Source organism: Paraburkholderia largidicola, from assembly GCF_013426895.1.
Lineage (GTDB): Bacteria > Pseudomonadota > Gammaproteobacteria > Burkholderiales > Burkholderiaceae > Paraburkholderia > Paraburkholderia largidicola.
The window spans coordinates 2,840,023-2,862,085 of record NZ_AP023174.1 but is presented as its reverse complement, the minus strand read 5'-3'; the positions used below and the strand labels follow the sequence as shown (position 1 = coordinate 2,862,085).

The 22,063-nt window shown below is 60.2% G+C and carries 20 protein-coding genes; 19 read left to right on the top strand and 1 reads right to left on the bottom strand.

Annotation, left to right across the window (positions count from 1 at the left end):
- Positions 1–107 precede the first annotated feature (107 nt).
- The 7 genes from PPGU16_RS12720 to PPGU16_RS12690 all read left to right on the top strand — a co-directional run bounded on the left by PPGU16_RS12720 (position 108) and on the right by PPGU16_RS12690 (position 6,640).
- On the top strand, positions 108–1,520 hold the full coding sequence (locus PPGU16_RS12720) for a hypothetical protein (protein ID WP_180720299.1): 1,413 nt from the start codon (positions 108–110) through the stop codon (positions 1,518–1,520).
- A 247-nt stretch (positions 1,521–1,767) separates the two neighbouring features.
- Positions 1,768–2,343: a YqgE/AlgH family protein gene (locus tag PPGU16_RS12715; RefSeq protein WP_054928782.1), complete on the top strand. Its 576-nt coding sequence runs from the start codon at positions 1,768–1,770 to the stop codon at positions 2,341–2,343.
- Positions 2,340–2,774, top strand: a complete 435-nt coding sequence (gene ruvX, locus PPGU16_RS12710) for a Holliday junction resolvase RuvX (protein WP_180720298.1) — start codon at positions 2,340–2,342, stop codon at positions 2,772–2,774. Before PPGU16_RS12715 ends, ruvX begins: the two co-directional genes overlap by 4 nt.
- Entirely contained in the window at positions 2,761–3,273 is a 513-nt protein-coding gene (gene pyrR, locus PPGU16_RS12705) for a bifunctional pyr operon transcriptional regulator/uracil phosphoribosyltransferase PyrR (RefSeq protein WP_180720297.1), read from the top strand. Before ruvX ends, pyrR begins: the two co-directional genes overlap by 14 nt.
- A gap of 69 nt (positions 3,274–3,342) precedes the next feature.
- The gene (locus PPGU16_RS12700; protein WP_180720296.1) at positions 3,343–4,383 is read left to right on the top strand and encodes an aspartate carbamoyltransferase catalytic subunit; all 1,041 of its coding nucleotides are present in this window, start codon (positions 3,343–3,345) and stop codon (positions 4,381–4,383) included.
- 75 nt (positions 4,384–4,458) lie between these two features.
- Complete coding sequence (locus PPGU16_RS12695; protein WP_180720295.1) at positions 4,459–5,736, top strand: dihydroorotase; 1,278 nt, start codon at positions 4,459–4,461, stop codon at positions 5,734–5,736.
- Between the two features lie 49 nt (positions 5,737–5,785).
- Complete coding sequence (locus PPGU16_RS12690; RefSeq protein ID WP_180720294.1) at positions 5,786–6,640, top strand: lysophospholipid acyltransferase family protein; 855 nt, start codon at positions 5,786–5,788, stop codon at positions 6,638–6,640.
- 29 nt (positions 6,641–6,669) lie between these two features.
- Here PPGU16_RS12690 and PPGU16_RS12685 read toward each other — a convergent pair whose 3' ends face one another.
- The gene (locus PPGU16_RS12685; RefSeq protein WP_180720293.1) at positions 6,670–7,518 is read right to left on the bottom strand and encodes a symmetrical bis(5'-nucleosyl)-tetraphosphatase; all 849 of its coding nucleotides are present in this window, start codon (positions 7,516–7,518) and stop codon (positions 6,670–6,672) included.
- A 356-nt stretch (positions 7,519–7,874) separates the two neighbouring features.
- Here PPGU16_RS12685 and PPGU16_RS12680 point away from each other — a divergent pair, with 356 nt between their 5' ends.
- The 12 genes from PPGU16_RS12680 (at position 7,875) to PPGU16_RS12625 (ending at position 22,030) form a co-directional block, all read left to right on the top strand.
- A complete protein-coding gene (locus PPGU16_RS12680) occupies positions 7,875–8,777 on the top strand; it encodes an NAD-dependent epimerase/dehydratase family protein (protein ID WP_180720292.1) in 903 nt (300 codons plus the stop codon).
- Positions 8,778–8,973: 196 nt separating this feature from the next.
- Entirely contained in the window at positions 8,974–10,035 is a 1,062-nt protein-coding gene (rfbB, locus tag PPGU16_RS12675) for a dTDP-glucose 4,6-dehydratase (RefSeq protein ID WP_180720291.1), read from the top strand.
- A gap of 10 nt (positions 10,036–10,045) precedes the next feature.
- The gene (gene rfbA, locus PPGU16_RS12670) at positions 10,046–10,939 is read left to right on the top strand and encodes a glucose-1-phosphate thymidylyltransferase RfbA (protein WP_180720290.1); all 894 of its coding nucleotides are present in this window, start codon (positions 10,046–10,048) and stop codon (positions 10,937–10,939) included.
- A complete protein-coding gene (rfbC, locus tag PPGU16_RS12665; protein WP_180720289.1) occupies positions 10,924–11,475 on the top strand; it encodes a dTDP-4-dehydrorhamnose 3,5-epimerase in 552 nt (183 codons plus the stop codon). Before rfbA ends, rfbC begins: the two co-directional genes overlap by 16 nt.
- A gap of 8 nt (positions 11,476–11,483) precedes the next feature.
- Positions 11,484–12,374: a dTDP-4-dehydrorhamnose reductase gene (gene rfbD, locus PPGU16_RS12660; RefSeq protein ID WP_180720288.1), complete on the top strand. Its 891-nt coding sequence runs from the start codon at positions 11,484–11,486 to the stop codon at positions 12,372–12,374.
- A gap of 74 nt (positions 12,375–12,448) precedes the next feature.
- On the top strand, positions 12,449–13,441 hold the full coding sequence (rfaE1, locus tag PPGU16_RS12655; protein WP_180722625.1) for a D-glycero-beta-D-manno-heptose-7-phosphate kinase: 993 nt from the start codon (positions 12,449–12,451) through the stop codon (positions 13,439–13,441).
- A gap of 35 nt (positions 13,442–13,476) precedes the next feature.
- On the top strand, positions 13,477–14,472 hold the full coding sequence (rfaD, locus tag PPGU16_RS12650) for an ADP-glyceromanno-heptose 6-epimerase (RefSeq protein ID WP_180720287.1): 996 nt from the start codon (positions 13,477–13,479) through the stop codon (positions 14,470–14,472).
- Positions 14,465–15,352, top strand: a complete 888-nt coding sequence (locus tag PPGU16_RS12645; protein ID WP_434064398.1) for a glycosyltransferase family 2 protein — start codon at positions 14,465–14,467, stop codon at positions 15,350–15,352. Before rfaD ends, PPGU16_RS12645 begins: the two co-directional genes overlap by 8 nt.
- A gap of 84 nt (positions 15,353–15,436) precedes the next feature.
- Positions 15,437–16,219 (top strand): ABC transporter permease, encoded by a 783-nt coding sequence (locus PPGU16_RS12640; protein ID WP_180720285.1) that lies wholly within the window; start codon positions 15,437–15,439, stop codon positions 16,217–16,219.
- An 11-nt stretch (positions 16,220–16,230) separates the two neighbouring features.
- The gene (locus PPGU16_RS12635) at positions 16,231–16,977 is read left to right on the top strand and encodes an ABC transporter ATP-binding protein (RefSeq protein WP_180720284.1); all 747 of its coding nucleotides are present in this window, start codon (positions 16,231–16,233) and stop codon (positions 16,975–16,977) included.
- A gap of 3 nt (positions 16,978–16,980) precedes the next feature.
- Positions 16,981–18,873: a glycosyltransferase family 2 protein gene (locus tag PPGU16_RS12630; RefSeq protein WP_180720283.1), complete on the top strand. Its 1,893-nt coding sequence runs from the start codon at positions 16,981–16,983 to the stop codon at positions 18,871–18,873.
- 31 nt (positions 18,874–18,904) lie between these two features.
- Positions 18,905–22,030 carry a glycosyltransferase gene (locus PPGU16_RS12625; RefSeq protein WP_180720282.1) on the top strand — a complete coding sequence of 1,042 codons (3,126 nt, stop codon included), beginning with the start codon at positions 18,905–18,907 and terminating at the stop codon, positions 22,028–22,030.
- Positions 22,031–22,063 lie beyond the last annotated feature (33 nt).

The window sequence follows — 22,063 nt, the reverse complement described above, 5'->3', positions numbered from 1 at the left end:
GCTATGCGGTCGGTGGCCCGGCAATTGCACTACTTTCGCCATACCGGCAGTTCCGGTGGCGCAGTATCGATGCCGCCTGACCACGCCGGCGTTCATGCAGCCTGCTCATGACCCTTCGATCCGCATCGCCCGATACGCTCGACGCTTTACCGAATCCCCGCGGCGGCGCCGTCCGCCCCGCGGAACAGGCCATTGCCGACGCGCTCGACGCGTTCGAACAGCGCCGCGACATGACCGCGCAACTGCTGATCGCTGGTCGCGCGTTGCGCGACGCAGGCTGGCTCGCCGCGCACCGTTTCACCGATGCCTTGCTGCTCGTCTCGCCGATGGCCGCAAGCGGTCTGGCGGAAGAGGCTGCCGCGCGCGCCACGTTCGGCGCAGCGTTGCGCGCCTTCCGCGCGGCGCTCGAGCGGCGCAATCTACGCGAGCTTGGCTGCTCGGCTTCGCTTTTCGCGCATTACCGCGCGCTCAGCACGCACATCGCGCAGCACACCCCCGGTTACAGCATCACCTTCGAAGACATCGCGCTCGCTGGCCGGCCCGTTCCGCCCGTTTCGTTGCGCTCGCAGTCGGCTGCGCGGCTGGCGCATCTGCGGGCGCGCTACGAGCAGGCACTGCTGCCCGTGCTGCGCTCGAAGGGCCATGTCAGCACGAGCGCGGTGGCGGGCGCAGTCAATGCCGCGCTCGATGATCTCGATGCATGCCTCGTCGATCTGTCCGGCCCCGATCCCTATGATTTCTGGCGTCTCGCGTTAGCGTGTTCGCGTGCGTTGCGCGCGAGTGGCCACTCCGTCGAAGACGTCGACACGCGGCGCTTCTATGCGCGCTGCAACATGGCGCTCGCGGATGAAGAGCGCGGTATTCCCCTCGCGCCGCGCTCGCTCGTGCGCGCGACGCTCGCGCTCTTATGGCGCGATTACGCGCTATTCGGCGCGGCTGCAGAAGATACGGAGCATGTCGAGTTGCTGCGCGACTACGGCCTGACGGTCGACTGGCATATCGCGGGCACGCAGGCATCGGAAGCGCTGTGGGAAGCGGGCGCGCACCAGGCCGAGACGCTGGCGGCGCATGTCGCGATGACGCGCGAACTCGGCGTGCTGACGGTCAATGCCAACGCGTACGAAGACTTTTTGCAAACCGCCGACGCCGCGATTTCCGCACTCACGGACTACGCGCGCGCCGCAGACAATCCGCAGAAAGCTGACCCCAGTGCGGCGCTGCAAGCGGGCGATGCGGCATACCGTCTGGGCGCGGCTGCGTCGGCGCTCGGGCTCGGCCAGGTCGCGCTGCTCGCGGACGCGTTAGGCCTTGCGTGGCGCCGCCGCGCGCACGCCGGCGTGTCCACACCTGCAGTGCGCGCGCACATCGTGGTCGAAGCGCCCGACGCGCGTTCGCTCGAAGCCGCCGCCGAGGCCCTGCGCGCGATGCTGCACAAGGTCGCGGCAGGCGTCGCGCCGCAATCGGCGACGAACGTTCTGGCCGCGCTCACGCGCGCGATCGAACAGGGCGGCGGCGCATAGCGAACCGTCTGGATGCAGGAGCCGGCGCGAGACCTCGGCGCTATGCCATTCGCTGCGCGATAGCGCACGCTCGTCGTTCCCGGCAAGGCCGGAGCGCGTGATAGAGTGCAGTTTCATGGACTGCGATCTCGTCGGCCGCGCGCTTGCAGACAGCCTGCCCGCAAAGACCGGCGAACAGCCCGCTGCACGATTCTGGCGCAACGCACGGGCTCCGCAGTCGCGCACCGTCTTTGCTAAAATTCGACCTATGTCCAAGAGTAACGATCGCATCAATCTGACCAACCAGTTCCTGATCGCCATGCCGAACATGGCGGACCCCACGTTTTCAGGAACGGTGGTCTACCTTTGCGATCACAGCGAGCGTGGCGCGCTCGGTCTCGTCATCAACCGGCCGACGGATATCGACCTCCAGGCGCTGTTCAATCGTATCGACCTCAAGCTCGAGATCGAGCCCCTGCTGCATGTCCCCGTGTATTTCGGCGGCCCGGTGCAAACCGAGCGCGGCTTCGTGCTGCACGACGCTTCGGAGAGCACCTATACGTCGTCGATGCAGGTGCCGGGCGGGCTGGAGATGACCACATCGAAAGACGTGCTCGAAGCCGTCGCGAGCGGCAAAGGCCCGCAGCGTTTCCTGCTGACGCTCGGCCATGCGGGCTGGGGCGCCGGCCAACTTGAAGACGAAATCTCGAAGAACGGCTGGCTCACCGTTCAGGCTGATCCGAAAATCGTTTTCGACGTGCCCGCCGAAGAGCGCTTCGAAGCCGCGCTTGCGCTGCTCGGCATTTCTTCTTCGATGCTCTCCGGCGAAGCGGGTCACGCATGAGCAGTGTGGCCGGACGTGAAGCGACGCTGCTTGCGTTCGACTATGGCGAAAAACGTATCGGTGTTGCAGTAGGCAATTCGCTCACCCGCAGCGCTCGTCCTCTCGTCGTTCTGCAAAACCGCAATCGGGAATATCGTTTCGAAGCTGTCGGCAAGCTGATCGACGAGTGGAAGCCCGACGCGCTCGTCGTCGGTCTGCCGATGCATCCCGATGGCACTCCCCACGAAAGAACCCAGCTCGCCAAGCGCTTCGGCAATCAGCTGAACGGGCGCTTCAATCTGCCAGTCACGTGGGTCGACGAACGCTATTCGTCGGTCGAAGCGGAAGCGGGTATTCGTAGCGGAACGAGACAAGCCGGCATGCTCGACGCCGAAGCCGCGTGCATCATTCTTCAGCAATATCTGGACGGACTTTCCGATGAGTTCCATTGACGCCGAGGCGCTGTACCGCGTCTTGCTCGAACAGATTCGCGCCGCGTATGGCGACGCGCTGGGTGGTCCCGACGGCGCGGTGCTCGCTGGCATTTATAGCGGCGGCGTGTGGCTGGCCGAGCGTCTCGCCAAAGACCTGAACGTCACGACGTTCGGCGTCGTCAATGTCGCGCTGCATCGCGACGACTACGCGAAGAAAGGCTTGCACACGCAAGCCAGCCCGACCTCGTTGCCGTTCGAAGTCGACAACCGCCGCATCGTGCTCGTCGACGACGTGCTGTACACGGGGCGCACCGTGCGCGCTGCGCTCAACGAGCTGTACGACTATGGGCGTCCCGCGTCGGTTGAACTCGCGGCGCTCGCGGATCGCGGCGGGCGAGAGTTGCCGGTGGCGGCGCGCTTCGTCGGCGGCACGATCGAGGTGCCGGCGAATTCGACGCTCGTGTTGTCGCGCGACGGCGACCGCCTCGCGTTTCATACCGAGCCGCGCGTAGATTGAGCGCGTCCGGCGCCAACACGCTCTAACGAAAAGCAGCACACGCAGTCCCCAGTCTGATTCAGGAAGACCATGAACACGCCCAACCCGGTTTCCCAAGGTTCCACCGTTTCGAACGATAACGCCGCGTCAGCGGACCGTTTTCGCTACGGTTTCCTGAAGGGCAATCCGCAGCTCACGAAGAACGGCGAGCTGAAACATCTGCTGACGATCGAAGGCCTGCCGCGCGCGATCGTCAATCACATTCTCGATACGGCCGAGCAGTTCGTCAGCGTGACCGACCGCGAAGTGAAGAAGGTGCCGCTGTTGCGCGGCAAGTCGGTGTTCAACCTGTTCTTCGAAAACTCGACGCGTACGCGCACCACGTTCGAGATCGCCGCGAAGCGACTATCGGCGGATGTGATCAATCTGAACATCAACGCGTCGTCGACGAGCAAGGGCGAGTCGCTGCTCGACACGATCAACAACCTGTCGGCGATGCATGCCGATATGTTCGTCGTGCGTCACGCGTCGAGCGGCGCGCCGTATCTGATCGCCGAGCATTGCGCGCCGCACGTGCACGTGATCAACGCGGGCGACGGCCGTCATGCACACCCGACGCAGGGTCTGCTCGACATGTACACGATCCGCCACTACAAGAAGGATTTCACGAATCTGCGCGTGGCGATCGTCGGCGACATTCTGCATTCGCGCGTCGCGCGCTCCGACATTCACGCGCTCACCACGCTCGGCGTGCCCGAAGTGCGCGCAATCGGCCCGCGCACGTTGCTACCGGGCGGTCTCGAGCAGATGGGCGTGCGCGTGTTCCACAACCTCGACGAAGGGCTGAAGGATGTCGACGTCATCATCATGCTGCGTCTGCAGAACGAGCGGATGAGCGGCGCGTTGCTGCCGTCGGCGCAGGAGTACTTCAAGAGCTGGGGGCTGACGCCCGAGCGTCTCGCGCTCGCAAAGCCCGACGCAATCGTGATGCATCCGGGCCCGATGAATCGTGGCGTCGAAATCGACTCGCAGGTGGCGGACGGGCCGCAGTCGGTGATTCTCAATCAGGTGACGTTCGGCATCGCGGTGCGCATGGCGGTGATGGGCATCGTCGCAGGCAACAACGATTGATCCGCGCGCGAATCGGCAAATGAGTCGGCGTACGAATCGGGCAATGAAAGCACAGGCAGGCAAAAAAGGCAGCGCATGAAGATTCATATTCAAGGCGGCACGCTGATCGATCCGGTAGCGGGCACCGAACAGCAACAGGACGTATTCATCGCGGCGGGCAAGATCGTCGCGCTCGGCAACGCGCCCGCCGATTTCAACGCGGCCAGAACGATCGACGCCAAGGGCCTATACGTGGCGCCCGGTTTCGTCGATCTATCGGCGCGGTTGCGCGAGCCCGGTTTCGAGCACAAGGCGACACTCGAATCGGAGATGGCCGCGGCGCTCGCGGGGGGCGTGACGAGCCTCGTCTGTCCGCCCGATACCGATCCCGTGCTCGACGAGCCGGGCCTCGTCGAAATGCTCAAGTTCCGCGCGCGCAATCTGAATCGCGCGCATGTGTATCCGCTCGGCGCGCTGACGGTCGGGCTCAAGGGGCAGGTCATCACCGAGATGGTCGAGCTGACCGAGTCGGGCTGTATCGGCTTCTCGCAGGCCGATACGCCTGTCGTCGATACACAGGTTCTGCTGCGCGCGCTGCAATACGCGAACACCTACGGCTATACGGTATGGCTGCGTCCGCAGGACGCGTATCTCGCGAAGGGCGGCGTCGCGGCGAGCGGTCCGCTCGCGTCGCGCCTCGGTCTGTCGGGCGTGCCAGTGTCGGCGGAAACGATCGCGCTGCATACGATCTTCGAACTCGTGCGTGTGACGGGCGCGCGTGTGCATCTGTCGCACCTGTCGTCGGCGGCGGGGGTCGAACTGATGCGCGCGGCGAAAGCGGAAGGCCTGCCCGTGACCTGCGACGTGACGATCAACCATGTGCATCTGATCGATATCGACATCGGCTATTTCGATGCGCAGTTCCGGCTCGATCCACCGCTGCGCTCCCAGCGCGACCGAGAGGCGATTCGCGCGGGTCTGCTGGACGGCACGATCGATGCGATCTGCTCGGACCACACGCCCGTCGATGACGACGAAAAGCTGTTGCCGTTCGCCGAGGCAACGCCGGGCGCAACGGGGCTGGAGTTGCTGCTGTCGCTGACGCTCAAGTGGGCCGACGAAGCGGGTGTGTCGCTCGCAAAGGCGCTGAACCGCATCACGGCTGCGCCCGCGGGTGTGTTGAAGCTGCCCGCTGGACGCATCGAGGTCGGCGGGACAGCCGATCTGTGCGTGTTCGACCGCGACGGCCATTGGCGCGTCGAGCCACGCGCGCTGAAGAGCCAGGGGCACAACACGCCGTTCCTCGGCTACGAGCTGCCGGCTCGCGTGCGCGCGACGGTCGTCTCGGGTCAGGTAGCGTTCGAGCAACGCTGAGCGCGTTGCCCATCGGCAAGAATGAAGAGATAAGCGGAAGACTCGCAAGATGAAGCTCGCGTTTCGCAAGATTCGACTGGTCGTGCATCTGCTTCACGGTTTGTGGGTCGTCTGGACGCGTTTTCCGCGCGCGAGCGCGCAGCAGCGTCTGGATTTGAACCGTGCGTGGTCGCTGCGCATGCTGCAGTTGTGCGGCATGCGACTAGTCGTGCATAACGACGGCGCGCGGCTCGACGAAGGCGTGCTGGTCGTGGCGAACCACATTTCGTGGATCGATATTTACGTGATCAACGCGTGGCGTCCGACGCCGTTCGTGTCTAAGGCGGAGATCCGCAAGTGGCCGGTGGTCGGCTGGCTCGCGCAGCAGTTGGGTACCGTGTTCATTCAGCGCGAGAAGCGTAGCGACGCAAAACGCATCATGCATGAACTCGCCGAGCGGCTGAACGCGGGCGAACTGATGTGCGTATTTCCGGAAGGCACGACGTCCGACGGCGTTCAGTTGCTGCCGTTCCACGCGAACATGTTTCAGGCGGCGGTGTCGGCGTCGCGGCCGGTGCAGCCCGTGTGCATGATGTACGAGGATGCGCAGGGCAGGCAGTCGACGGCGCCGGCGTATATCGGCGACCTGTCGCTCGGCGAGTCGCTCGATGCGCTGTTGCGCGCCGGTCCGCTGACGGCGCATGTGTATGTCGGCGCGCCGCTTGCGCCGGGGGCTGATCGGCGTTTGCTGGCGGCGGAGGCCCAGGCTTCCGTTGGTGCTGCGCTCGCTGCGCTACAGGACCCCGAGGCGCGACGCTCCGGGCAGATCGCGGACCGGACGCAGCAGTTCATCGATGCCGACGCGGCTAACAATCCGCAAGAACCGCTGGCGGATCCAGACGTCGATATGACGCGCCACGCATAGCGCGCCAATCAGACTTCACCTTTTCGCGATCAACCCACGACGGCACGGCAGCCTTCGCATTCCACCTGTGTGACCGTGCGTTCGGCGGGTGATTGCGCCAGGCGGACGGCCGACAACTGCTCGCCCCACACGCAACCCGAATCGAGTCCGATCAGATTGTCGCGGACCGTCAGGCCGAGCGCGGCCCAATGTCCGAACACGACCGTAATGTCTTCGGTCTTGCGCCCCGGCACGTCGAACCACGGCATGAAGCCAGACGGTGCGGAATTGACGCCGCCGCTCGATGAGAAGTCCATCACGCCATCGACATTGCAAAAGCGCATCCGCGTGAGCGCGGTGCACGTCAGGCGCAAACGGTCGATGCCCTTGAGGCCCGGCTTCCAGCGGTTCGGCTCGTTGCCGTACAGGCCGGCGAGCGTCTCTTTCCAGGTCGGGGCGCGCAACGCGCGTTGCAGTTCGTCCGCGAGTTCCAGCGTCAGATCGACATCCCACTGCGGCAACACGCCAGCGTGCACAAGCAGCATGCCGTTCTCGTAATGAACGAGCGGCCGATGGCGGATCCAGTGCAGCAGATCTTCGGCGTCGGGTGCGGCGAGGATCTCATCGATCGTGTCGCCTTTCTTGGACTTTCTGATTCCCGCCGACACCGACAGCAGATGCAGATCGTGATTGCCCAGCACGGGCACCGCCCGATTGCCGAGCGCAATGATGTCGCGCAGCGTAGCGAGCGACTCGCCGCCGCGGTTGATCAGGTCGCCCGCGAACCAAAGGGGCGCGTCGGCGGGCGGCGCGGCCTTGACGAGAAGTTGCTGGAACTGGGTACGGCAGCCCTGCAGATCGCCGAAAGCGAGGGGAGGGGAGCTGGTGGAAACGGTCATCGGCAAGAAATGGTGGTCCGAAGGGCGCAGCGGCGCGCGTATGTGCTGCACCGCGATTCGCCCGGAATGGAGTTCGATGGTGCTGCGAGGCAAGCTGCATTGCACAACGCGACATGATAGCGCGCGATCTCCCGTCCGTCCGACATTGGCGCAGGTTGCTGGCGTTGCTGGGCCATCCTGGGCGAAAACGCAGCGCAAGCGCTGAATTATTTTGATTTTTTTCGGATTTTTGGACGATTTTCTGACCGCCAAACTAACTTCCCACGACCCTTTGGGAATGAACGGGGTCCATTCATTCGTCCGATATAATCGGCCGCTGCCAGCGCGACAGGCGCTCAGATCAGGGAGGAAGGGATTTGCGGCATCCGTCTCAGCCAGTCATCCACCGCGTTCTCATCACGGGAGCAAGCGGTTTCACTGGAGCCTACGTGCGCGAAGAACTCGCCGACGCCGGCTATGAGGTCATCGGCACGACGGCTGGCGATCCGCAGGCCGGCGAGCGCACGCTCGACATCACATCGCTGCCGGATTGCCGTCGCCTGATCGGCGAGTTGAAGCCCGAATTCATCGTGCATCTGGCGGCGATCAGCTTCGTCGCGCACGACGATCCGTTGGAAATGTACAACGTCAACGTGATCGGCACGACGAACCTGCTGCAGGCGTGCGTCGACGTCGGACACGAGCCGCGCAAGATCCTGATTGCGAGCAGCGCGAACATCTACGGAAACGCGGAAGGTGTCGTCGACGAAGATGCGCCGGCGGCGCCCGTCAATCACTATGCGGCGAGCAAGCTGGCGATGGAGCATCTGGTGCGGACGTGGTTCGACCGGCTGCCGATCGTTGTCACGCGGCCTTTCAACTACACGGGGCGCGGCCAGTCCGAGCGTTTCCTGGTTCCGAAAATCGTTTCCCATTTTGTGCGGCGTCGACCGTTTATCGAGTTGGGAAATATCAACGTTGCACGCGATTTTTCTGACGTCCGGATGGTGTCGCGGGCGTATCGGGCGCTGCTCGAGGCCCCTGTCGCAGGCGAAACACTCAATGTGTGCAGCGGCAGTCCGCGGACCCTCACCGATATCATCGATATCGTGCGCGAAGCTTCCGGTCACGATCTTGAAATTCGCGTAAATCCCGCCTTCGTCCGTCAAAATGAGGTCAAAGTGCTGGTTGGTTCAGCGAAAAGGCTGAATCGCGTCGTCCCCGACATGCCGGCCATCGGCATTGAAGACACCATCGACTGGATGCTTTCTCTGGCCTGATTTACAAACTGTCTCAGTTTGTTAGTGCGCTGGTGTTTCTCATCGGCACCTTTATAATGGCCGGTTAGATACCCACGTGCGCCTTTGTGATGCCCGGTCAATTTTGCTGGCGGTTTGAGCGGTGCGGCATTAATTGCCGCCTCGCCGCCGACGCAGAGCCGGTCGTACGGCCAAGATAATCTCTAGAAGGAATCCCATGATCCTGGTAACGGGCGGTGCCGGCTTTATCGGCGCCAATTTCGTGCTTGAGTGGTTGAACGCCTCGGATGAGTCTGTCCTGAACCTGGACAAGCTCACATACGCCGGCAACCTGGGCACACTGAAATCGCAACAGGACAATCCTCGTCATGTCTTCGTGCGCGCCGACATCTGCGATCGTGACACGCTGGACAAACTCTTCGCCGAACACAAGCCACGCGCCGTGCTGCACTTCGCCGCCGAAAGCCACGTCGACCGTTCGATCCACGGGCCGGCGGACTTCGTCCAGACCAACGTGGTGGGTACTTTCACGTTGCTTGAGGCAGCACGATCCTACTGGAACACGCTGAACGACGCAGACAAAGCGGCATTCCGCTTCCTGCACGTATCGACGGACGAGGTGTTCGGCTCGCTGTCGGCGACCGATCCGCAATTCTCCGAGACGACGCCTTACGCGCCGAACAGCCCGTACTCGGCCACCAAGGCGGGCTCCGACCATCTCGTGCGCGCGTATCACCACACGTACGGCTTGCCGGTGTTGACGACCAACTGCTCGAACAATTACGGCCCTTACCAGTTCCCCGAAAAGCTCATCCCGCTGATGATCGCCAACGCGCTCGGCGGCAAGCCGCTGCCCGTGTATGGCGATGGTCAGAACGTGCGCGACTGGCTGTATGTCGGCGATCACTGCAGCGCGATCCGCGAAGTGCTCGCGCGCGGCGTGCCGGGCGAGACGTATAACGTCGGCGGCTGGAACGAGAAGAAGAACCTCGAAGTCGTGCATACACTGTGCGACCTGCTCGATGAGAAGCGTCCGAAGGCGCAAGGCTCGTATCGCGATCAGATCACCTATGTGACGGATCGTCCGGGCCACGACCGCCGTTATGCCATTGATGCGCGCAAGCTCGAACGCGAACTCGGCTGGAAGCCGGCCGAGACGTTTGAAACGGGTCTCGCGAAGACGGTGCAGTGGTATCTCGACAACCAGGAGTGGGCCGACGAGGTCGCTTCGGGCGAGTACCGCAAGTGGGTCGAAACGAACTACGCGCAACGCGCGTAAGGGCGGAACGATGGCGCGCAAAGGCATTATTCTCGCGGGCGGATCCGGCACGCGGCTCTATCCGATCACGCACGTCGTGTCGAAGCAGCTGCTTCCCGTGTACGACAAGCCGATGATCTACTACCCGCTGTCGACGCTGATGGTCGCGGGTATCCGTGATGTGCTCATCATCTCGACGCCGCAGGACACGCCGCGCTTCGAGGCGATGCTCGGCGACGGCAGCCAGTGGGGCATGAATATCCAGTACGCGGTGCAGCCGTCGCCGGATGGCCTCGCGCAGGCGTTCATCATTGGCCGCGAGTTCGTTGGCAACGATCCGTCGGCGCTGATTCTCGGCGACAACATTTTCTACGGTCACGATCTGGCGAAGCAGCTGGAGCGGGCGAGTGCGCGCACCGACGGCGCGACTGTGTTCGCGTATCACGTGCATGATCCCGAGCGTTACGGCGTGGTCGAGTTCGACAAGGAGTTCCGCGCGCTGTCGATCGAGGAAAAGCCGGCGAAGCCGCGATCGAATTATGCGGTCACCGGTTTGTACTTCTACGATAACGACGTTTGCGATATCGCGGCGGATATCAAGCCGTCTGCGCGTGGTGAGCTCGAGATTACGGATGTGAACTCGCGCTACCTCCAGCAGAAGAAGCTGGATGTCGAGATCATGGGGCGTGGATATGCGTGGCTTGATACGGGTACGCACGAATCGTTGATCGAGGCGGCGACATTCATTGCGACGCTGCAGAAGCGGCAAGGGCTTGTCGTGGCGTGTCCGGAGGAAATCGCTTACCGGCGGGAATGGATCGATGGCGAGCAGTTGTTGCGCCTCGCGGGGCCACTGGCGAAGAATGCTTACGGTCAATATTTGCTCAATCTTCCGAAGGACCAAGTTGCATGGCCATCCAAGTAATTGCTACGGCGCTTCCTGAAGTCAAGATCATCGAACCGAAAGTGTTCGGCGACGCGCGGGGTTTCTTTTTTGAGAGCTTCAACATGCGCGAGTTCGACGAGCAGGTCGAAGCAGGTGTTGAATTCGTTCAGGATAACCATTCGCGATCGGCCAGGGGCGTGCTGCGCGGACTGCACTATCAGATTGAGCACGCGCAGGGAAAGCTTGTGCGCGTCGTCGAGGGTGAGGTGTTCGACGTTGCCGTCGATGTTCGCAAGAGCTCTCCAAACTTCGGTAAATGGGCTGGCGTGAACCTGTCGGCGGAGAACCATCGCCAATTGTGGGTGCCTCCCGGATTTGCGCATGGATTTGTCGTACTGTCGGATTCGGCGCAATTCCTCTACAAGACAACTGATTACTGGTATCAGGCGCATGAGCGCAGCATCGTTTGGAACGATCCGGATATTGGTATTGAATGGCCGATAGATTTCGAGCCATTGCTGGCAGCGAAGGATGCGGCGGGCAAGCGTCTGGCTGAAGCGGATTGCTTTGCGTGAGGTCCACCATGACGACGTCTGAACCCCGTACCATTTTGCTGACTGGGGTTAATGGTCAGGTTGGTTTTGAGCTCGCGCGTAGTCTGCAGGGACTGGGCCGCGTCGTTGCCCTCGGCCGCAATGAGCTTGACCTGTCCGATCTCGACCAGGTTCGCCGCGTGGTGCGTGACCTCAAGCCGACACTGATCGTGAATCCGGCCGCGCATACGGCAGTCGACAAAGCCGAAAGCGACGTCGATAACGCGATGCGCCTTAACGCTGAGGTGCCTGGCGTGCTCGCGGAAGAAGCGAAGCGTCAGGGCGCGGCGTTGATCCACTATTCGACCGACTATGTGTTTGACGGCAAAAAGGCCGGCGCGTACGTTGAGGACGACGTCGTCAATCCTCAGAATGTATATGGCAGGAGTAAGCTCGCGGGCGAGCAGGCGATCGCAGCGGTCGGCTGCTCGCATTTGATCTTTCGCACGAGTTGGGTGTACGGAGCGCGTGGAAAGAATTTTCTGCTGACCATGCTTCGGCTTGGCGCTGAGCGCGATGAACTAAGCGTTGTTGCGGACCAGGTTGGTGCGCCGACTTGGGCGAACACGATTGCTGCAGTATCGGCTAATGTGCTGGCGCAATCGCTGGCAGCGGATCACGCGGACTGGTGGCAGCAACACTCAGGCATCTTTCATTTGACGGCCTCGGGTTCCACGTCATGGCATGGATTTGCTGAGGCCATCTTCGCGCATTCGTCGCTGGAGAAAAAACCGGTCGTGAAGCCGATCCCTGCGTCTGCCTATCCGACGCCGGCGGCACGCCCAAGCAACTCGCGTATGTCCAACGGCAAACTCCAGGCACACTTTGGACTGACCCCACCTTCATGGGATGCGGCATTGCAGCTGTGTCTCGCTGGTTAGTCTTGCCAGCAGTCTCAGCGGCCGGCTCACCGGCCGGCCGCTCGCCGTCAGTACATTCTGTACCTTGCCTATTTATGCCTAGTATCGAAGCGAACGCAGTCGACCCGAATGCGGGCGCCAATAATTTGAGATTAATTACGCGCAAGCAACTGGCGTGTTCGACAGTGCTCGTCGTCGGGGACGTGATGCTGGACCGGTACTGGTTTGGCAACGTGGAGCGCATTTCTCCGGAAGCGCCCGTTCCCGTCGTGCACGTTCAGCGCGTTGAGGAGCGCCTCGGAGGCGCTGCCAACGTTGCCTGCAACGTTGCGGGACTCGGAGCGAAAGCATCGCTAATTTGTGTGATCGGTCATGACGAGCCGGGCGAGCGGCTAATGGAACTGCTCGCGCATAGCAACGTGATCGCGTTGGCCGAACGTGATTCTTCGATCTCGACGATCATCAAGTTGCGGGTGCTCTCGCGCCAACAGCAGTTGCTGCGCGTGGACTTCGAAGAGTCGCCCACCAAGGAGATTCTGCTGGCCGGCCTCGCGCGTTTCGAGGCGGTGCTTCCGCAGGTGGCCGTCGTGCTTCTGTCGGACTATGCGAAGGGTGGGTTGACACACGTATCGAGCATGGTGTCTATGGCGCGCGCCGCAGGCAAGCACGTGCTGGTCGACCCGAAAGGATCTGACTGGGAACGATATCGCGGTGCTTCGCTGATTACGCCTAACCGGGCAGAGTTGCGCGAAGTCATTGGCAGATGGAAATCGGAAGGTGACCTGCTTGAGCGCGTGACGAAGCTGCGCAGCGATCTGGAGATTGACGCGTTGCTTCTGACACGTTCGGAAGAAGGGATGACGCTGTTTGCAGACGACCAGTCTATCCACGTTCCCACTGCTGCGCGCGACGTTTATGACGTTTCGGGTGCGGGTGATACCGTGATCGGCACCGTCGCGGCGATGCTAGGCGCCGGCCTGCCACTTCTGGACGCCGTGGTGAACGCGAATTATGCGGCCGGCATCGTAGTGGGCAAGGTGGGCACAACGCCCGTGTCGTACGACGAACTTTTTCCGTCGAGCTCGTAAGCACACGGCCTCGGATTCTTCAGTATCGGACAATCATGACACTCATCGTCACCGGCGCGGCTGGTTTTATCGGCAGCAATATCGTCAAGGCGCTCAACGAGCGCGGCGAAGACCGCATCATCGCCGTCGACAATCTGACTCGCGCCGACAAGTTCAAGAATCTCGTCGATTGCGAGATCGACGACTATCTCGACAAGACCGAATTCGTCGAACGCTTCGCGCGCGGCGACTTCGGCAAGGTGCGCGCGATTTTCCACGAAGGCGCCTGTTCGGACACGATGGAAACCGACGGCCGCTACATGATGGACAACAACTTCCGCTATAGCCGCGCGGTGCTCGATGCGTGTCTCGCGCAAGGCGTGCAGTTTCTGTATGCGTCTTCGGCGGCGACGTACGGCGGCTCGACGCGCTTCGTCGAAGAGCGCGAGGTCGAAGCGCCGCTCAACGTGTACGGCTACTCGAAGTTCCTGTTCGACCAGGTGATCCGCCGCGTGCTGCCCAGCGCGAAGAGCCAGATCGCCGGCTTTCGCTACTTCAACGTGTACGGGCAGCGTGAGGCACACAAGGGGCGCATGGCGTCCGTCGCGTTCCACAACTTCAACCAGTTCCGCGCCGAAGGCAAGGTGAAGCTGTTCGGCGAGTACAACGGCTACGCCGCGGGCGAGCAGACGCGTGATTTCGTCTCCGTCGAAGACGTGGCGAAGGTCAACCTGTATTTCTTCGATCACCCGGAGAAGTCGGGCATCTTCAATCTGGGCAGCGGACGCGCGCAGCCGTTCAACGATATCGCATCGACGGTCGTCAACACGCTGCGCGTGCTCGACGGCGAGGTCGCGTTGTCGCTGGCCGAGCTGGTGCAGCGCGGGCTGATCGAGTACGTCCCGTTCCCCGATGCGCTGCGCGGCAAGTATCAGTGCTTCACGCAGGCTGACCAGACGAAGCTGCGCGCAGCGGGCTACGACGCGCCGTTCCTGACGGTGCAGGAAGGCGTCGACCGTTACGTGCGTTGGATGAGTGACCAGCGTGGATGATTTGCAGCGTACTGGGATCGTTGTCGTTTTTTATCATCCCGACGATGCTTGTATTCAGCGAGCCAACCGGTTTGCGCGGTTTGGGTTGTGCGTGGTCGTGGACAATACGGAGCCCGTACGTAGCAAATCCGAACTCCGACTTGCCGACGAGGTCGTGTACATCTCGAATGGCGCTAACCTGGGTATCGCGACTGCGTTAAATCAAGGTGTCGAGTATCTCGTTGCGAAGGGTTGCGAGACAGCGTTGTTGTTTGATCAGGATAGCGAGCCATCCTCTGAATTGTTGACGGAATTGCCGCTGACGCTGAAGCGGGAAATGACGTCCGGCCGCCGGGTTGCTGTCATCGGGCCTGCGTACGAGGATGCGCGTCTTGGTGGGGTTGCATCGTTTGTGCGGTTTTCCTTTCCTGCCTGGAAGCGTATCCCGGCCGAAGGGGAAGGACTGATAGACGTAGATTTTCTGATTACGTCAGGCTCATGCGTCAATCTCGCTGCATGGCGCGACGTCGGTCCGATGGACGACGTGCTGTTTATAGACTTTGTCGACGTCGAATGGTGCGTAAGAGCGCGTCGCACCGGGTATGCGGTGCTTGGCTCACCGAGCTTGCGGCTGTCGCACTCGCTTGGAGGAGAGCCAATACGCGTGATGGGGCGCAACTATCCAAGTCATAGTCCTGTGCGTCACTACTACCTGTTTCGCAATGCAATCGCATTGATGGGACGAAGATATATGCCTTGGAGCTGGAAAGGGACCGAACTGATCAAATTGCCCGTTCGCGTCCTGATATATGGACTCTGTCTGACTCCTCGCTTCCAGCACGTACGGATGGCATTGCTAGGAATCTGGCACGGAATGATTGGGCGAATGGGCGCGCTGTGAAAATCCTGACGAATGCCGGGATTGGGCTCGTCGGGACGTTCGCGCGAACACGAAACACACTACGTAATTCGTTGAAACTTACACATGTTCAAAAACATATCTGAAGATCTGAAACAAAGCGTCGCCTCATGGCGGCTTTGGACTCTGCTCGGCTGGCTCGAAATCCGTCAACGATACGCCCGATCGCGTGTCGGACCGTTCTGGTTGACCATCAGCATGGGTGTGATGATCGGTTCAATCGGTGTTGTCTACGGCTCGCTGTTTGGCCAGAAGATGAGCGACTACCTACCGTTTCTCGCAATTAGTCTGGTGCTGTGGACGACGTTTGCACAAACGGTCCAGGAAGGCAGTACGGCCTACATCAATAGCGGAACTTACATCAGACAGGCTGCAACGCCCAAGCTGATTTACATCTTCCAGGTACTGTGGCGAAATCTGGTAATCCTCGCACACAACTTCGTTATCGTGATCGTACTGCTCGCTGTTTTCGGTGTGAAAAGCTGGGAGACACTGCCGGTCTTTATTCCTGCGCTGCTTCTCTATCTGTTGAACGCTTTGTGGATTGCGATGGTCGCCGGTTTGCTATCGGCCCGTTTCCGAGATCTCCCGCAGATTGTTGCTGCACTCATTCAGATTGCGTTCTACATAACGCCGATCATTTATCGCCCGAATGCACTGACTCGCTTTTCATTCATTGTCGAATTCAATCCGCTGGCGCATCTGATCGATCTGGTTCGCGCCCCGCTGATTGGGCAAATGCCTGACCTGGTGACGTGGTCCGTTGCAATTGTGATGGCGGTTTTCGGGTGGATCCTCGCACTTGCGATGACCGGCCGTTACCTGAAACGAATTCCCTACTGGGTCTGAGAGAAAAGATTATGGCGTTCATTGAACTTAAAGGCGCGACGCTCGATTTGCCAATCTACGACGTGCAGGGGCGATCGCTCAAGAAGCAGGTGCTGCGGATGGGGCGCCGGAACACTATCGCTGAAGATAACGACGGCGTGATCGTCGTTCGTGCACTTAACGAGGTGGACCTTCGTTTTGAAAGCGGCGATCGTATCGGACTGATCGGACGCAACGGTGCGGGCAAGTCGACGCTCCTACGTATGATGGCTGGGATTTATTCTCCCACCATTGGCTCGGTGAGTAGCGAGGGCAAGATCGTTCCGCTTCTGGACATCAGCCTGGGTATGGACGACAACTCGACGGGGATGCAGAACATTCGTCTGCGCGGGTTGTTATTGGGCATGACCGATGCCGAAATCAAGGCCAAGATCAATGACATTGTCGAGTTCTGCGAACTGGGCGACTACCTGGATCTGCCGCTTCGAACCTATTCGAGCGGGATGCGCGTGCGTTTGGCATTTGCCGTCTCGACTGCTGTCGATGCAGAGATTCTGCTGCTGGACGAAGTGATGGGCGTCGGCGATGCGTCGTTCATGCACAAGGCGGAAGCGCGTTTGCAAGACCTGCACAGCCGCGCCGAGATCGTCGTGCTGGCGATGCACGCAAACTCGGAGATCCGGCGGGTCTGTAACAAGGCGCTATGGATGGACGGCGGGCGCGTTCGCGCTTTCGGTCCAGTGGAGGAAGTCGTGTCCGCATATGAAGCGCTTGTCTGACCGATGCGCTGGAGATCCCTGCTAGCGACGCCGCGACAGTTCTATCGAGGTGTCCACGAGGCCATCCAGGTTCGCGGCGGCGTTGCGCCTGTCGCTCGGGGGGTTATCGACGTCGTTCGTCGTGACGGAGCGAAGGGACTTCGAGGGCTTTTCCGGCGCGCGACTATCGCTGCTGAGTATCCGTCGTGGATCGAGCAATACGACACGATCGACGACGTTAAACGGGCAGAATTGCGTGCCAGTCTGGCCGGCCTGCTTGATCGTCCCCGTATATCGATTGTCGTGCCTGTGTACAACACGTTGCCAGACCATCTGCGCGAGATGATCGAGTCGGTGCGGTCACAGATTTACGACGACTGGGAACTGTGTATTTGCGACGACGCGTCCAATGACGCGCGCGTAGAGGACACATTGCGAGAATACGCGCAGCGCGATCTGCGCATCAAGTATGTGCGCCGTACCGTCAACGGTCACATCTGTGCTGCGAGCAACGATGCGTTGGCGCTCGCAACCGGACGCTACGTTGCGTTGCTCGATCACGACGATGTTTTGGCCGAGCACGCGCTGGCAATGATTGTCCTTTATCTAGGCAAGTATCCTCGCGCGAGGATGCTGTTCAGCGACGAGGACAAACTGGCGCCAGACGCCGGTCGGGTTGAGCCGTACTTCAAAGGCGAGTGGGACCCAATTCTGATGCTCGGGCAGAATATGTTCTCGCATTTGGGCGTTTTTGAAACGGCACTTTTGCGCGAGGTCGGTGGATTCCGTTACGGATTTGAAGGGAGCCAGGACCACGACCTGGTATTACGCTGTTCAGAGCTAGTGGCGGCAGGTGAGATCGTGCATATTCCGCACGTTCTGTATCACTGGCGTCTGACACCGGCGAGCACGGCACGCGATGTGGGCGCCAAGCCGTATGCACGGGACGCATCATTGCGTGCGGTGAGGGAGCATCTGGAGCGGTGCGGACGCGTGGCGAGTGTGCAGCCGTTGCGTGCGAATACCGCGATGATCCGCACCATTTTTCGCGTGCCAGAGCCGGAGCCGATGGTTTCGATCATCATACCCACACGTGACAAGCCCGAATTGCTGGCGCGTTGTATCGATAGTCTTTTGGCACTCACGGATTACAGGCATTTCGAAGTTCTTATCGTCGACAACGGCTCGACGGATGAGCACGCGTTGAGGCTGCTTGAAGGTTACGCCAGAAATGAGCGGATAACGGTATTGCGTATCGACGCACCATTCAATTATTCGGCTCTAAATAATGCTGCTGTTGTGCAAGCACGCGGCTCATTGCTGTGCTTGCTGAACAACGACATCGAGATCGTTGACGGCGACTGGTTGCGAATTCTTTGCGGCTATGCGCTCCAACCGGACGCCGGCGCGGTGGGCGCAGCGCTGTGGTATCCGGACGACACAATGCAGCACGGAGGCGTTGCCTTGGCGGGTGGCTCGATCGCGGGTCACCGGCACCATAGAATCGAAAAAGGCGCTGCGGGGTACTTCGGACGGGCTGTCCTCGCGCAACAGGTCGCGGCGGTGTCCGCCGCGTGCCTTGTCGTCAGGAAGGCGGTGTACGAAGAGGTTGGGGGATTAGATGCCGACAACCTGAAGGTAGCGTACAACGATGTCGACTTTTGCCTGAAGTTGCATGACGCCGGGTATCGAAACGTTTTCGTACCTTTTGCGAATCTCTATCATCATGAATCAGCGACTCGGGGTAATGACGCGCACGGAGAAAGGGCGAAACGCTTAACGAAGGAGGCAGACTGGATGCTCAGCCGATGGCGAACGGTCCTGGAGAACGACCCGTTCCACAATCCGAATCTCTGCGTGGCCAACGGTCGGTTTTTCTCCCTTGCATTTCCACCTCGCGTCGGGCAATTCGATTGATGCCTGGTCCTGTTTTTTAAAGATCGTATATATGGAACATACCGGTGAACGCTTTGCACCCGGACAACAGGGCAATATCGAGCTTGAGCATTTGCACCGTTACATAAGTGCTGGCTCGCTGTGCGTGGGCAAAGATGTGCTGGAGATCGGAGTCGGCGACGGCTATGGCGCGTCGATTCTCGCACGAATCGCTCGTAACGTGACAGGCCTTGACCTGTCCGTCGACGCCATTCACTCCGCGCAACAGACGTACGGTTCAGAACGGCTCGAATTCAGAACCGGCTCTGCACTGGGCATCCCACTGGAAACAGCGTCGGTGGATGTAGTCGTCAGTCTGAACGCGACCGGGTGGCGTGAAGCACCTGAAGCAATGATGGCCGAAATCAAGCGTGTGCTGCGGTCAGACGGCGTGCTCGTCATGTCGTACTCTGACGGGTGTAACGCTCCCGAAGCGCAATTCGAGGCGTTTGCAAAAGCCCACTTTGCGCATGTGTCGCTGCACGGACCGCGGATCGGCCGTCAGCAAGATCTGGGTGATCCGACACATCTCATTGCAGTTGCATCAGACAGCAGCGCTCCGTCGAAGCTGGCCTCAGGCGCGTTCGACTGGTCGGCGCGCGATCTGGCTCCTCGACACGAATTAGCTTCAGACGTTACGAGCGCTCGTCTGAAAGAAGACGATGAAACGCTGGTGGCCCTAAGGGTTCAATTGACCGATAGTCTTGCGAGGGTCACACGTCTCGAAGCCGAGGAAAAGGAATTGAGGGCGGCGCTAACCAATGTCGGCGCATCTGCGGCCCGTTTGAGTGCCGCCGTCGAATCGTATCGCTCGTCGTTTAGCTGGCGAATTACCGCGCCGCTTCGCGTCACGTTACGACTGCTGCGTCGTGCCAAACGCCTGGCGGCGGTACCGTATCGCATTGTGCGCGGTGCGTCGACAGCGAGCTACACGCCCGTCAAGGATCTTCAGCGTACAACCAATGGTTTTGTAAGCACGGGAGACGATCCACAATTTTCCGTCGCTGCCGGTTGGAGCGGTATCCGACCCGGCTGGGCATTGATCGAGCTGGAGATCGAGTCCGGACAGATGCCATTGAGTCCCGTTGTTTACGCATTCGCTGGTGACAATGGTGAGCAGGTTTTCTCGTTTCCGATCACAGGTTATGTCAAGGGGCTCGAGCGCCGGCTGATCGTTCTACCAGCTGGCGTGCGCTCGCTACGATTCGATCCGGTCGACCGTAGTGATGTGCACTTCGCGATCAAACGTCTCAACGTTCGTAGTATCAGCAAGCTTGGACTCGTACGCGAGGGGTACACATCACTCGATTCCGAGCAGCGGGGATTGCTGATAAAGGAAACGTTGCGGGGCAACTTGCATGCGGTGAAGTCGCTCGTGCGCGGTGGCGTGGTCGGCAAGTACGACAAGGGCGAGTATCGCGCCTGGGTCGAACTGTATGACACGTTGACCCCCGACGACATCGTGCGAATTCGCGAGCTTGGCGATGCACTCGCGCAAAAGCCGCTGATTTCGGTGCTGATGCCCGTCTATAACCCTCGTCCCAAGTACTTGCGTAAAGCACTCGACAGCGTACTGGCGCAAACCTATCCCAATTGGGAACTGTGCATTGCCGACGACGCATCGACAAATCCCGAAGTGCGTACCGTCCTCGAAGAGTACATGGCGAAAGACGGGCGCATCAAAGTCACTTTCCGCGAGAAGAACGGTCATATCTCGGCATCGAGCAACAGTGCGCTGGAGTTGGTCACTGGCGAGTTCATCGCGTTGATGGATCACGACGACGCGATACCCGCGCATGCTCTTTTTGCCGTCGCCGAGGAGATTAACACTCATCCACAGGTAGATATGATCTACACGGACGAGGACAAGATCGACGAGGACGACAATCGACACGACCCGTATTTCAAGTCTGACTGGAATCAGGAGCTTTTCTATTCACAGAACTTCGTTGCGCATATGGGCATTTATCGCGCATCGATCGTAAAGAAGATCAAGGGTTTCCGGATCGGGTTTGAAGGAAGCCAGGATTACGACTTCGTGCTTCGCTTCCTTTTACATACACAGGCATCACGTATTCGACACATTCCACACGTGCTTTATCACTGGCGCATTTTTCCGGGTGTCACGAGTTTTTCGACCGACAACCCTGACAAGTCGGTGAACACGGCTCATCGCGCGCTTGTGGAGTACTTCGAACAGGCTGAACCTGGTGCCGAAGTCGTACCCATTGAGCAGTTTCCGAGCTGGTGGCGGGTGAAACGTCAAGCGCCTGCGCGACCGCCTCGTGTGTCTTTGATCGTACCGACGCGTGACCGCCTCGACGTTCTCCAAGTCGCAATTAGCGGCTTGCTCAATGAAACAGAGTATGAAAGTCTCGAGGTTGTCATTGTCGATAACGAAAGCGTCGAACGGGAGACACTCGAATATTTCGAGTTGATCAAGCAAGACCCGCGAGTCAAGGTATTGCGGGTGGAAGGTGCATTTAACTTCTCGAAACTGAACAATCTGGCTGCCAAAATCGCGACAGGCTCACTGCTTGGTTTTGTGAACAACGATATCAAGGTGATCCATCCAGGCTGGCTGACCGAACTGGTGACACAAGCTTCACAGCGAAATGTAGGTGCAGTTGGGGCGAAACTCTACTACGCGAACGACACGATCCAGCACGCGGGCGTTGTGCTGGGACTTTATGGCGTGGCAGCGCATGGACATCGACATTTCCCTCGGAATTCGGTTGGTTATTTCGGGCGCCCGATGCTGGTGCAGAATGTTTCCGCAGTCACGGCGGCGTGCATGCTCGTCCCCAAGCATGTGTTCGATGAGGTCGGCGGATATAATGAAAAAAACCTTTCGGTCGGCTACAACGACGTCGATCTGTGTCTGAAGATCAGAGAAGCCGGCTACGACATCGTCTTTACGCCGTTCGCCGAGTTGTACCATCTCGAATCGGTGTCGCGTGGTGAAAACCTGAGCCCGGCGCAGATAGAACGTGATGCGCGTGAGCGAACCTACATGCTGTCGCGCTGGGGGGGGGAGATTGCACATGATCCGTTTTATAGCCCCAATCTGACGCTCAATTCCGAAGACTACCGCTTGGCGTTCCCGCCGCGAGCGCCGAAAAGCTGGAAAACCCCCTGAGGATCTGTTCATAGTGGCAAGTCAGTACATTAC

What these genes read in the sequence shown, in the direction of transcription:
- rfaD (WP_180720287.1), top strand. Translation starts at nt 13,477, where the DNA reads ATGACACTCATCGTCACCGGCGCGGCTGGTTTTATCGGCAGCAATATC.
- rfbC (WP_180720289.1), top strand. Translation starts at nt 10,924, where the DNA reads ATGGCCATCCAAGTAATTGCTACGGCGCTTCCTGAAGTCAAGATCATC.
- PPGU16_RS12625 (WP_180720282.1), top strand. Translation starts at nt 18,905, where the DNA reads ATGGAACATACCGGTGAACGCTTTGCACCCGGACAACAGGGCAATATC.
- rfbA (WP_180720290.1), top strand. Translation starts at nt 10,046, where the DNA reads ATGGCGCGCAAAGGCATTATTCTCGCGGGCGGATCCGGCACGCGGCTC.
- PPGU16_RS12690 (WP_180720294.1), top strand. Translation starts at nt 5,786, where the DNA reads ATGAAGCTCGCGTTTCGCAAGATTCGACTGGTCGTGCATCTGCTTCAC.
- pyrR (WP_180720297.1), top strand. Translation starts at nt 2,761, where the DNA reads ATGAGTTCCATTGACGCCGAGGCGCTGTACCGCGTCTTGCTCGAACAG.
- ruvX (WP_180720298.1), top strand. Translation starts at nt 2,340, where the DNA reads ATGAGCAGTGTGGCCGGACGTGAAGCGACGCTGCTTGCGTTCGACTAT.
- PPGU16_RS12695 (WP_180720295.1), top strand. Translation starts at nt 4,459, where the DNA reads ATGAAGATTCATATTCAAGGCGGCACGCTGATCGATCCGGTAGCGGGC.
- PPGU16_RS12635 (WP_180720284.1), top strand. Translation starts at nt 16,231, where the DNA reads ATGGCGTTCATTGAACTTAAAGGCGCGACGCTCGATTTGCCAATCTAC.
- PPGU16_RS12720 (WP_180720299.1), top strand. Translation starts at nt 108, where the DNA reads ATGACCCTTCGATCCGCATCGCCCGATACGCTCGACGCTTTACCGAAT.
- rfbB (WP_180720291.1), top strand. Translation starts at nt 8,974, where the DNA reads ATGATCCTGGTAACGGGCGGTGCCGGCTTTATCGGCGCCAATTTCGTG.
- PPGU16_RS12700 (WP_180720296.1), top strand. Translation starts at nt 3,343, where the DNA reads ATGAACACGCCCAACCCGGTTTCCCAAGGTTCCACCGTTTCGAACGAT.
- PPGU16_RS12640 (WP_180720285.1), top strand. Translation starts at nt 15,437, where the DNA reads ATGTTCAAAAACATATCTGAAGATCTGAAACAAAGCGTCGCCTCATGG.
- rfbD (WP_180720288.1), top strand. Translation starts at nt 11,484, where the DNA reads ATGACGACGTCTGAACCCCGTACCATTTTGCTGACTGGGGTTAATGGT.
- PPGU16_RS12630 (WP_180720283.1), top strand. Translation starts at nt 16,981, where the DNA reads ATGCGCTGGAGATCCCTGCTAGCGACGCCGCGACAGTTCTATCGAGGT.
- rfaE1 (WP_180722625.1), top strand. Translation starts at nt 12,449, where the DNA reads ATGCCTAGTATCGAAGCGAACGCAGTCGACCCGAATGCGGGCGCCAAT.
- PPGU16_RS12715 (WP_054928782.1), top strand. Translation starts at nt 1,768, where the DNA reads ATGTCCAAGAGTAACGATCGCATCAATCTGACCAACCAGTTCCTGATC.
- PPGU16_RS12685 (WP_180720293.1), bottom strand. Translation starts at nt 7,518, where the DNA reads ATGACCGTTTCCACCAGCTCCCCTCCCCTCGCTTTCGGCGATCTGCAG.